We start from the raw sequence: 11,170 nt of genomic DNA on the forward strand, positions 1-11,170 counted from the left end.
GTGGTAGCGGCGGGAAAAGATATGTTTCGGAAGTATATTATAAGAAGAACAAGAACGTTGAGGGGATGGTTTAAAAACGTCATTGCGAGGAAATTACGAAGTAATTGACTAAGCAATCTCAGGCCACAATCCTGAGATTGCCACGCTCCTTTTAGTCGCTTGCAATGACGTAAAAATTATTCCACGCAAAAACTAATATATAAGAATAAACTAGAAATATCAATTCATGGAATGGCATAAGATACTTAAAGTTACTAGAAATATATTCGGTCATGCTATAATTCATCCGGTTGTTATTTTTTGTACCATTTGGATAAGCGGTGCATTTGTTGCAATTGTTACTAATGAGGTTGGAGCTTTAGGTGTAGATATAAATGCTATAAATATTGCTTATAAGTGGGCTTACTGGCTTATTAACGTTTGGGGGCAGTTAAAAATTGCCGACTATAATTATTTAAAATTGAAGCTACTTGCCTCTCTTCTCGGTCCGGCTATTATTGTTATAATATTTTACATTAAAAATTTTGAAAGAATAAAATCATTACAATTTTTCAAACAAGATGAAAAAGTATATGGAGATGCAAGCTGGGCTAATCCGTCAGATATAGAGGCTGCAGGTCTTAGATCTAAGAAAGGTATGCTGATCGGTGTTGATGCCGGTGGATATTTTGTTGCAGACGGGTTCCAGCATGCTTTATTATTTGCTCCTACCGGTTCAGGTAAAGGTGTAGGGTTTGTGATACCTAACTTGTTATTTTGGAGTGATTCGGTAGTAGTGCATGACATAAAGCTCGAAAATCACGGGTTGACAAGTGGTTGGCGTGAGAAGCAAGGGCAGAAAGTTTTTGTATGGGAGCCTTCTAATCCTGATGGTGTGACTCATTGTTATAATCCGATTGATTGGGTTAGTACTAAGCCTGGGCAAATGGTTGATGACGTTCAAAAAATTTCAAATCTTATAATGCCGGAAAAGGATTTTTGGAATAATGAGGCACGAAGCTTATTTTTAGGCGTAACTCTATATTTAATAGCCGATCCTACTAAAACTAAATCTTTCGGTGAAGTAGTGCGTACTATGAGGAGTGACGACGTAGTTTATAATCTAGCGGTCGTACTCGATACGCTTGGTGGTGTAATACATCCTGTTGCATATATGAATATTGCTGCATTTTTGCAAAAAGCTGATAAAGAGCGTTCCGGTGTAATATCTACAATGAACTCATCACTTGAATTATGGGCAAATCCACTTATTGATTCAGCTACAGCATCTTCTGATTTCAATATACAAGCATTTAAAAAAGTAAAAACAACCGTATATGTAGGGTTAACGCCCGATAATATACAGCGTTTACAAAAATTAATGCAGGTGTTTTATCAGCAGGCGACAGAATTTTTAAGCCGCAAAATGCCGGATTTAAAGGAAGAGCCGTATGGAGTAATGTTCTTACTTGACGAGTTCCCGACGCTTGGGAAGATGGATACTTTTAAAGCCGGTATAGCTTATTTTAGAGGTTATAGAGTTCGTTTATTTTTAATTATTCAAGATACACAGCAGTTAAAAGGAACATATGAAGATGCAGGGATGAATTCTTTCTTATCTAATGCAACATATCGTATTACTTTTGCCGCTAATAACTATGAAACGGCAAATTTAATATCGCAGCTTGTCGGTAATAAGACTGTAGAACAAAGATCATTTAGTAAACCTTTATTTTTTGATCTTAATATTTCTACTAGAACCCAAAACGTTTCTCAGGTTCAAAGAGCTTTACTTTTACCTCAAGAAGTAATACAGTTACCGAGAGATGAGCAAATTGTTTTAATAGAATCCTTTCCGCCTATAAAATCTCGTAAAATTAAGTATTACGAAGATAAGTTTTTTACTAGTAGATTATTACCGCCGACTTTTGTACCTACTCAAGTACCTTTTGACCCTAGGGCAAATAATAATGAGGCTTCTGAAGAGACCGAAACAATAACTGTTCCGGAAAATAATGAGTAAGATCCAAAAATGCGTTCAGCTATTATTGATATCGGTTCAAATGCTTTAAGAGCTGTAGTTTATGAAAGTGATGAGCTTGGAGCGCCGGAAATTTTTAATTATAAATTTAGAAATTATCTTACAAATTTACTTAATTTAGATAATTTAGACGTAAAACATCAAACATATTTATCGCTACAATATCTTATTCATATTTTTACCAAACTGTCCGTTACTAATATTAGATGTGTTGCAACAGCTATACTTAGGGGGCATCCTAAAGCAGATGAATTCAAAGCTATAATTAAAAAGAGATTCAATATTGATATTGAAATTATCTCAGGTGAACGTGAAGCTTATTTAACTGCTGCCGGATTAATTTCCGGTATTAGTGATGCTTTCGGTATTGTAGCCGATCTTGGAGGTGGAAGTCTTGAGCTTGCACAGATTGGAAATAAAAAAGTCGGTAAATTAAAATCATTGCCGCTTGGTACAAAAATTATTGTTAGTAGCAATTTTGGTGATGTCGGGCTGATTACTAAAATGCTAGAGGAAGAATTTGGAGCTGCACATTATCCTAATTTATATTTAATTGGCGGTGCATTACGTCTAATGAGCCGTATATACATGGAGTCTATAAATTATCCCCTTAAAAATTTACATAATTTTGAAATAAATCGTGTAGAGTTTGAGTTATATTTAGAGAAATTATCGCAAATCGATAAATTAAAGCTGAGTTATTACGAGCAGAAAGCCATAAATTATAATGCAGTTTTAGTAATAAAAGCAATGATTAAGGTATTTTCACCAGAAAAAATTATTATCTCAAATTACGGTTTAAAAGAAGGAGTAAGATTTGACTCGTTGCCGTCTCATGAAACAGAAAAAGATATTATTTATGAGAGGGTGAAGAGATTAGTAAAATTTGATAGAAATATATGTAAAATTGAAAAATATATTGAAGCAGTACAATATCTTGTAATTAATTCCGATGCCACGACTCTTATTATTATTGAACTCGCTATAATGCTAGCACAATATAATAAAAATATTGATAAAACGCTCAGAGCAAATTTTGTTTCGGAATTTATATTATCTTCAGACATTCCTTTTAGTCATAGACAGCGTCTTATGCTAGGTATTGCCCTTACGGTTACTTATACTGCTAAAACTGACATGCAGATTAATAAAATAGCTAAGAAAATGATTAGTAAAAGTGATTATTACAACAGTCATATAATCGGTTATTATATAAAAATTGCTAGAGAAATTGATGGGCCGGAATTTCAAGAGCCTTCTTTTTCGATTAAATTAAAAGACGATAAATTTTTACAAATTAATGCTTCAAATATCTTGCCTAAACAAGTCTTTGAAAAGGTTTGTGAACGTTTAAAAGATATAAGTTCTGCTAGAAAAAATATTAGGTATAATTTTAGTGATTAGGGTTTTTTTGTTATAGTGCTGGATAGTTTTCGAAAAGCCAGTGATGTCATCCCTGCGAAAGCAGGGATCCAGGCTAAAAAAATCTTGATTGCAAAGATTTTTTATTATATTGTTTCACTTTTAAAGTAAAATCTTTAAAAAGCTTTAAAGTACTGGATTTCTGCTTTCACAGGAATGACATAAAAAAGCGCCACACAACAATAGCTAAATTAATTACGCTCCATCAAATGTGTCACAATTATATTCCTTTGTACATCCTATAATAGTAGATTCCATTTTAGGAACTATGTGTTCCTCCCAAAAATCTACCAGTGGTTGAATTGCATTAATAATACGTGAATCTTCGATGGGATGCAATAAATTATCTATACTAATTTCTAGATACCTAACTATGAACTCTGCAGCTCTATCATCTGATTCTCTGTGTATAAGATCTCCAATTTTTTCTAAGTAGTAAACTTGCTCGCTAGTAAGATCTTTATCTTTTATTATTTGCGGTAGAATCTTGGTTAATATACATTGCAATTGAACTTTTGGATCAGTTGCAAATAATTCATGATAATCCTGTTCTTTTACACAAGGTAATTTTAGTAAATTAATAATTAAATTGGTCATAATATGGGCATGAGAATTAGTTTTTATAACTTCCTCTAATTCTCTTGTATCTGCTTTTTCCGGTCTATAATTATTAAAGTAAAATATAGGTAATATAGTCTCGTTTTTTAAATATTTAATCAATTCTTTACTATCGTTATATTTACTACTAATTTCATTTCTTTCCTCTGGTGTTAATATTAAATTTGCCGTTAAATCAAGTATTGGTTTTGCTGCTCTACTATACTACTATATTCATATGAACTATTAATTAAGCGCTTTAAGCTTTCAAAATTTTTAGGCAAAAATATTTTATCATCATTTTGATATGGTGCATTTTTTACGAAATCTGTTTTCAAAATTTGAAAACTATTATTTAGTGGGATACTTGCATTGTAAAAAATTTTCTCTATTGCATAATGTCCAAATTCATGTGCTATTATTGATTCTAAATTTAATTTTTCTGCGCCTATACATATTAGGTTATTGTCTCAATCGTAATGAGAAAATGATTTATTATCAAATATTATTTTTAGGCTATCTTGCACTTTAATATTAGCCGCTATATAGGCTAATAACTTATTTGTAGGTCCCCATTGCAAAAGCTTTGTATAGTTATGAAGAATTATATTGTCATTTAAATCGCTTACATTGTAAGTCCTTGTCATTAAAATAGTAATATCAGAGTTTTCGCTATAAATTACTTCTGCAATCGGTGATAATTTTTTTATTTTAAATTTTGCAATATTAAGTTCTTCAATATTTATCTCAATTTTATTATCTTCAATAAAGCTTTTAAACTCTTAAAAACTTAAATAACTAGCTAATTTTTTAATTTAAATCCTTCTATTTTAAGTTCACTAATTGCATTGTTATTTTGCTCCTCAATTGCTCTCTTCTTAAACCTAATCAGTTCTTGCAACATGCTGCTTTTTGTATCTCTATATTGTATAGTATCAAAATTTATAAATGCTGCTACATCAAGCATAGATGTATCATCGATGTTATGTATATATCTATTGTATTCAGCAGAAGTAAAGTGGCTAGGGTTTAGCATAAGAAATAATAAGTTTATATGCTTCCAGATCAAATGACGTAATGGCATAATGTAACCCTAACAAATTATAGCTGTTCTTAGATGCTAAAATTGATTTTATTTCGTCATATTTTTTAGTTTTTATAAAATTTTTTATTAGCTTAAGCTGTTGTGGGTCATTGTGAATAATATTCAGATGGTAAAGACATGTTTTTTATATCCTATCAAGTTGCTATATTTCATGGTAATATGTTTTATAATAAATAGTATATCTTTCTATTTGTAAAGAAATAATTTTAATACATTATAACGAACATTAACATCTTATTAAGCTATCTTAGTCTACCTCCCAAATCATTATATAATCCTGAAAACAACAAATATATTAGGATATATGATAAAAAATTATTGGAAAAAGTTTTGGAAGAATAGTACTACCAAATCACAAAATTTTATTGAACTAAACGACATTGCATATGGTAATTTAAAAAGAGTCAGAGTCGGCATAGAAGCTTATCGAGAAAATGTTATAGTATATAGATGTATTAATTTAATTGCACAATCGACTGGACATGTTCCGTGGAAAGTGCTTAAAAGTAAAACCGAAGAAGTAATATTAGACCATCCGGTGCATTATTTGCTAAAAAAACCGAATCCCAAAAAAGTCGGAGCGGATTTTGTTAGTGAGCTAATTGCAAGCAAATTATTATTCGGTAATAGTTATATTTTATCAGCTCTAGACTCGTACCCTAAAGAGATTTATTTACTACCGGCTCTTGCTACGAAACTGGTTATAGAGCATAACAATTTAGTTGCGTATTTTGATTTGCCCAAATTATTTTTCCGTTAACTCTTGCAGTACCGAGAATTAGCGGTATAGGTTCGCTGTAATTAGCTGTTACATATTTAAAACTTTCTTTGAAATTTTTAATATTGTCATATTCTATCGGTTCGTGATTTAGTTGATCTAAATACTCACCAAGCATTTTGCCGACAAATCTTCCCACGCTTGAAAATATGCCGCCGCCAAATGCATTTCCAACAGTACCGCCAAGCGAACTAAAAAAACTTCCAAACATATTTACTATGTTATAATTAATATGAATTGATATTAGCAATATGATGTGGTAACACTAATATATGTCATTCCTGCGAAAGCGGGAATCCAGAAAAAATAACCTTAATAATTGGTATATGTTTTCCTAGATTCCCGCTTTCGCAGGAATGACATAGAAAATCACAGGGTGATATGCTGCCTTTAAAAAAATGGAAATTATAAATGTTTAAAAAATATATATTTATTCTAATATTATTTATTGCTTCTATAGTTCGTGCAGAAATTATAGAAGTGGATAGTTTAAATAAAATAAAACAAGATTTTAAAGAAAATTATAATAAAAATTATGTACCTCAGGATTTATTAGTAGTAACGGTTTTAGATGAATTTTTGTTTAAGTCTTTAGTGCCTATTGTTGAACAGCTTGATAAAGACATTTATCTTACACTAACTCCTCTTTTACGTAATATTAATAAAAATTCAAAAGCTATTTATATAAATCAATTGATTTTAACTAATGATAGTTATAAGAAAGAATTACAAGAATCTGATTTTCCAAATTTTGTAAATGCAATGAGTAATAGTAAAATCCCCATAATAGCAGTAAATGATGGGTTTACCGGTAATTTTAATAATATTCCTAAATTTGAGATATGGTTTGCCGATTATTTAAAGAAAAATTTCGATATTGATTTTTCAAATAGTTTTCCAAACAATAATTATATTATTTTTAATAATTTAGACAGTTTTGCTAATACTTATCCGGTATTTTATAAGGGTATATTGACGAGTAATAATATACCGGAAGCGGAAATGATGCTCAATTTCCTTGTTCAAATGCATTTTATACCGAAATGCTTTATAATGATTAGTAGTAGCATGGAATTGCTAAGCTCAATGGAATTTCAACTTAGTAGTTATAGTTCTAATATATTATTTATTGGTTATCATTATAATAATAAAAATACTCCGAAAAATAAAGATGTTGCATATTATACTAAACTGATTAATGATTTAATATCTCAAATAAATAAGCTAAAAAGAAATAATCCACCTTTAAAGAATAATAATGCAAAAGGTAAAAATCCTTATGACACGAATAAATAAAGTTTTATTGAGTTTACTTTGCTTAGTTATTTCGTATGCGGGCTACGGTCAAATTATTCCTACTTACTCCGTAGATTCAGTAACAATGAAAAACTTATTACCGAAGATAGATGCAGATACGCTGGTACTTATAAATATAGATAATACTATCATAACACCGAAATCCAAATTATTTCGATATCAGGATAATTCTTATATAAATTTTACTAAATATTTATATAGTCTTGCAGCGGATAACGCATCAGTTAATAAAACTATTGCAAAATTGATAGTGCAGCGTCAAATGATGCTTGTTGAATCTAAATGGGTAGATTTAATTAATAAGATGAAACAGCAAGGTGCAACGGTTTTAGGTCTTCAGGAAATAACGGCCCCATGTAATTTAATTGAAAATTATGAAGGATGGTTATATACCTTACTTTACGGACTCAATATTAATTTTACTAATAAAGTTAATGATAAAGATGTATTTAGATTTAATCCAAGCGATGCTGAAGCCCCTATTTTTTATTTAGGTATAATATTTACCGGTAATATAAATAGAGTAAAAGCTCTTATAGAGTTCTTAAAAATTATACCGAAACAACCTAAAAAAATAGTAATTTTTGCAAATAATAAAAAAGATTTAGAAAATATGGGCTCTTATTTAAGTATGGTTGATATAGGATATTATGGAATTGAATATTTGGGGTGGCAAATGTTACCGGGGTCACCTGATCATCAAATTGCTGAGTTGCAGCAATCTACGTTTTTAAATACCGGTCAGTGGTTAGAAGATGATACAGCTGCAAAGATGTTAAATAAATAATTATGAATGACAATTTAATTAATGCTTTAAAAGATTTAATTATTAATACCGGCAAGATTGCACTAGATATAAAAAAGGCAGGAATATTGACTGATATTAAATCAGATGGGTCAGTAGTCACTAATGCCGATAAGGAAATTAGTAAAATAATTTATCAAACTCTACAAACCTTAACCTCTCAAATAGCTATAGTATGTGAAGAGCAGCCGCTACCTATATTCAGCAGTGATACTTTTTGGTTAATCGATCCTATTGATGGGACATGGAGCTATGTAAACGGTAAAAGTACATATACGGTCAATATAGGGCTTATTGAAAACGGTTTTCCAACCATCGGCTTGATATATCACCCTGAAACAGCAAAGCTATATTATACCGATGTAAACGGTCGGTTAAAAATCGAACAGAATTCTAAAGAAATATTTGTTAATCATGAACCTAAACATGAAGAGCTTAATGCGGTAATAGGTTTTTATAATTCAAATAAAGCTACTAAAGAATTTTTAAGTAAGTATTCATTCGGTCAAATAAATGCAATAGGCAGTTCAATTAAACTATGCTTAATTGCTGAAGGAGCAGCTGATATATATCCAAAATTCGGTCAAACTATGGAATGGGACATAGCGGCAGGTCATGCTTTAATTAAAGCCGGCGGTGGTAATATTTTAGATACGCATGGACAAGAAATTACTTACGGTAAAGAAAGTTTTGCTAATCCTAATTTTTTCGCCTGTAGTAAATATTGGTTGGAAAGGGAGGCAAGGTTGCATAGATCCTAGATCGTCATTGCGAGCAGCCGTAGGCTGCGTGGCAATCTCATGAAATAATAACAAACTCCTGAGATTGCTTAGTCAAAACTTGCAGTTTTTCCTCGCAATGATGAAAAAACTGATCCACACAGGCACTGCTAAACTCGCATCAAACCAACTTCTTTAACTTATAAATTAACTCAAGTGCTTCTTTAGGGGATAGTTTATCAGGATCTATAGTGCTGAATTTTTCATCTAATTTGCTGCTTATAGTAGTTTTATTAGGTTCAAGATTAAATAAACTCAAATTATTTGATTCCGTTGATAAAATATTTTTTCCTTTACCTGTAGAAGTTTTTTCAAATTTAAGCAGAATCTGCTCAGCTCTGTTTATAACACTCGCAGGAAGACCAGCAAGAGCCGCAACATGAAGACCGTAGGACCTATCGGCAGCACCTGATATAATATTATGTAAAAATAGAATATCTTTACCTGACTCCTCAATAGCGATAGTATAATTTTGCAAAGCCGGCAGGAAATTACTCATAACGGTTAGCTCATGATAGTGCGTTGCAAATAAACAGCGACATTTCAGCTTATCATGAATATATTCAAGCACCGACCATGCTATAGATACCCCGTCATAAGTGGATGTGCCTCTACCTACCTCATCAAGTATGATTAGTGAGTTTTTTGTAGATTGAGCAAGAATTGCCGAGGTTTCAAGCATCTCTGCCATAAAGGTCGATTGTCCCTTAATTAGGTCATCGGCAGCACCTATTCGGCTAAATATTTTGTCGACTACCCCTATTTTAACACTTTTTGCCGGCACAAACGAACCTATTTGAGCAATAATTGCAATAATGGCGTTTTGACGTAAAAAAGTACTTTTACCTGCCATATTAGGACCGGTAATTAACCAAATACGCTCAAGCTCTGATAAATGACAATCATTATATACAAAGCTTTTGCTTTCTCGCTGTAGTGCTTTCTCTACTACAGGATGCCGTCCTTTAACGATATCAAAGCTTAAATCATCGGTAAACTCAGGCTTAACATAATCATATTCATCAGCGATGTAAGCAAAATTACAAAATACGTCAAGCCCGCTTAAGGAGCTTGCAAGCATTCGTAAATAGGAAGCTTTTTCGATTACTTGGCTACAAATATCCGCATATAATTCTTTTTCTAAGCTTATTACTAAGGTTTTAGCGTTAACTAACTCACTTTCAAGCTTTTGTAGTTCAGCAGTAGTGTAACGAACATGATTAACCGTTGTTTGACGGTGAATAAATTTGGGATCAAGGATTTTATTAACATTTTTAGCGGTGATATCGATAAAAAGCCCTATAACATTATTATGAGATATTTTTAAACTGTCTATTCCCGTTTCTTTGCGATATTGATCTTTTAGCTTTTCAATATGTGATTTTCCGTTATTAATTAAATCATGTAATTGGGCTACTTTCGGATGATATTCATGTTTTATTATACCTCCGTCACTTAAATTATTCGGTGCATCTTCTCGTATTGTTTCGTCTATTAAATTATATAATTCTGCATCGCCTGATAGAGGTTTAATAATTTTTTCGATAAAATCAGGTAAATTAAAACCGTAAGCGTCAAAGAATACTCCTTTAATAATCGTTGCCGTTTCTAAAGTATATTTAATGCTAAGTAAATCACGACCTGCACTTCTGTTCATCGTAATACGTGTTAAGCAGCGTTCTATATCACTAGTTTTTTTTAAAAGTTCTCTAATTTTTTTTACTATTTCTAAGTTGGAATAAAAGAACTCGGTAATATTTGAACGATGATTTATTTTAGCAATGTTGGTTAAAGGACTTGAAAGAAAATTATATAGTAAACGTCCGCCTTGTTTAGTAACCGTATGATTAAGGGTGCTTAATAAACTTCCTTGCGAACCGCCTTGTGAGTTTGTTACAATTTCAAGGTTGCGTCTAGTAGAGAAATCAATAGTCATATAGCTATGAAAATTGATAATTCTAGGGATTGGCAAATGAGGAATATTTTGTTTTTGCGTTAACGATAAATATTCTAAAACGCTACCTATGGCACAAATTTGACTACTAGATATCTCGCCGATTCCTTTAATATCTTTCATTTTATAAAAATCTAAAATGATTTTTTCGCATTTATTAATAGCAAAAAAACTATCAACTTGATAGGTGATACGAAAATTTAATTGTTTGAAAATACTATTCGCAAGATTAGAAGATCTTAGATTTTCGCTAAGCAGAATTTCACGAGGTTTTAAACGAGCCAGCTCATTAAGAATTTCCGTTTCCGGTACATTAACTACAACAATTTCGGAAGTAGAAAGATCAACATAACAAAGGCTAGCTGTTTCTTTATTTTTCGGTATTACGAGACT

At 31.4% G+C, this 11,170-nt stretch carries 10 protein-coding genes and 1 pseudogene; 6 read left to right on the top strand and 5 right to left on the bottom strand.

The annotated features are described in order from the left end of the window. Nucleotides 1-226: 226 nt before the first annotated feature. A complete protein-coding gene (locus RGRA_RS0102710) occupies nucleotides 227-2,002 on the top strand; it encodes a type IV secretory system conjugative DNA transfer family protein (protein WP_017443180.1) in 1,776 nt (591 codons plus the stop codon). A 9-nt stretch (nucleotides 2,003-2,011) separates the two neighbouring features. Beyond that, the gene (locus tag RGRA_RS0102715; RefSeq protein ID WP_017443181.1) at nucleotides 2,012-3,424 is read left to right on the top strand and encodes a Ppx/GppA phosphatase family protein; all 1,413 of its coding nucleotides are present in this window, start codon (nucleotides 2,012-2,014) and stop codon (nucleotides 3,422-3,424) included. On the opposite strand, the pseudogene RGRA_RS14260 reads toward RGRA_RS0102715, so the two are convergent. The 3 genes and pseudogenes from RGRA_RS14260 to RGRA_RS08535 form a co-directional block, all read right to left on the bottom strand. Then, a pseudogene (locus RGRA_RS14260) lies at nucleotides 3,421-3,605 on the bottom strand (hypothetical protein). The gene RGRA_RS0102715 and the pseudogene RGRA_RS14260 overlap by 4 nt on opposite strands. Nucleotides 3,606-3,637: 32 nt before the next feature. Then, nucleotides 3,638-4,162: a hypothetical protein gene (locus RGRA_RS13210; protein ID WP_017443182.1), complete on the bottom strand. Its 525-nt coding sequence runs from the start codon at nucleotides 4,160-4,162 to the stop codon at nucleotides 3,638-3,640. 679 nt (nucleotides 4,163-4,841) lie between these two features. After that, complete coding sequence (locus RGRA_RS08535) at nucleotides 4,842-5,075, bottom strand: hypothetical protein (RefSeq protein ID WP_236609768.1); 234 nt, start codon at nucleotides 5,073-5,075, stop codon at nucleotides 4,842-4,844. A 565-nt stretch (nucleotides 5,076-5,640) separates the two neighbouring features. On the opposite strand from RGRA_RS08535, the gene RGRA_RS14265 reads away from it, so the two are divergent. Beyond that, nucleotides 5,641-5,904: a hypothetical protein gene (locus tag RGRA_RS14265; RefSeq protein ID WP_330216860.1), complete on the top strand. Its 264-nt coding sequence runs from the start codon at nucleotides 5,641-5,643 to the stop codon at nucleotides 5,902-5,904. On the opposite strand, the gene RGRA_RS0102750 is transcribed toward RGRA_RS14265, so the two are convergent. Then, entirely contained in the window at nucleotides 5,846-6,133 is a 288-nt protein-coding gene (locus tag RGRA_RS0102750; protein ID WP_017443186.1) for a hypothetical protein, read from the bottom strand. The genes RGRA_RS14265 and RGRA_RS0102750 overlap by 59 nt on opposite strands. Nucleotides 6,134-6,333: 200 nt before the next feature. Here RGRA_RS0102750 and RGRA_RS0102755 point away from each other — a divergent pair, with 200 nt between their 5' ends. Genes RGRA_RS0102755 through RGRA_RS0102765 form a run of 3 tightly spaced genes read left to right on the top strand, consistent with a single transcriptional unit; the run spans nucleotide 6,334 to nucleotide 8,805 of the window. Further along, nucleotides 6,334-7,218 (top strand): DUF2608 domain-containing protein, encoded by an 885-nt coding sequence (locus tag RGRA_RS0102755; RefSeq protein ID WP_024547253.1) that lies wholly within the window; start codon nucleotides 6,334-6,336, stop codon nucleotides 7,216-7,218. Continuing rightward, the gene (locus RGRA_RS0102760; protein ID WP_017443108.1) at nucleotides 7,181-8,026 is read left to right on the top strand and encodes a DUF2608 domain-containing protein; all 846 of its coding nucleotides are present in this window, start codon (nucleotides 7,181-7,183) and stop codon (nucleotides 8,024-8,026) included. Before RGRA_RS0102755 ends, RGRA_RS0102760 begins: the two co-directional genes overlap by 38 nt. A 2-nt stretch (nucleotides 8,027-8,028) precedes the next feature. Continuing rightward, nucleotides 8,029-8,805 carry a 3'(2'),5'-bisphosphate nucleotidase CysQ family protein gene (locus RGRA_RS0102765; protein ID WP_017443109.1) on the top strand — a complete coding sequence of 259 codons (777 nt, stop codon included), beginning with the start codon at nucleotides 8,029-8,031 and terminating at the stop codon, nucleotides 8,803-8,805. Nucleotides 8,806-8,944: 139 nt separating this feature from the next. Here RGRA_RS0102765 and mutS read toward each other — a convergent pair. Further along, the coding region (mutS, locus tag RGRA_RS0102770; protein ID WP_024547254.1) for a DNA mismatch repair protein MutS at nucleotides 8,945-11,170 on the bottom strand (2,226 nt) is incomplete at its 5' end.

This window comes from Rickettsia gravesii BWI-1, assembly GCF_000485845.1.
GTDB classification, from domain to species: domain Bacteria; phylum Pseudomonadota; class Alphaproteobacteria; order Rickettsiales; family Rickettsiaceae; genus Rickettsia; species Rickettsia rickettsii.

Excerpts from the sequence above, each read along its gene's own strand:
- RGRA_RS0102715 (WP_017443181.1), top strand. The coding sequence starts at position 2,012 with ATGCGTTCAGCTATTATTGATATCGGTTCAAATGCTTTAAGAGCTGTA.
- RGRA_RS0102710 (WP_017443180.1), top strand. The coding sequence starts at position 227 with ATGGAATGGCATAAGATACTTAAAGTTACTAGAAATATATTCGGTCAT.
- RGRA_RS0102765 (WP_017443109.1), top strand. The coding sequence starts at position 8,029 with ATGAATGACAATTTAATTAATGCTTTAAAAGATTTAATTATTAATACC.
- RGRA_RS0102760 (WP_017443108.1), top strand. The coding sequence starts at position 7,181 with ATGCAAAAGGTAAAAATCCTTATGACACGAATAAATAAAGTTTTATTG.
- RGRA_RS08535 (WP_236609768.1), bottom strand. The coding sequence starts at position 5,075 with ATGCTAAACCCTAGCCACTTTACTTCTGCTGAATACAATAGATATATA.
- RGRA_RS0102755 (WP_024547253.1), top strand. The coding sequence starts at position 6,334 with ATGTTTAAAAAATATATATTTATTCTAATATTATTTATTGCTTCTATA.
- RGRA_RS0102750 (WP_017443186.1), bottom strand. The coding sequence starts at position 6,133 with ATGTTTGGAAGTTTTTTTAGTTCGCTTGGCGGTACTGTTGGAAATGCA.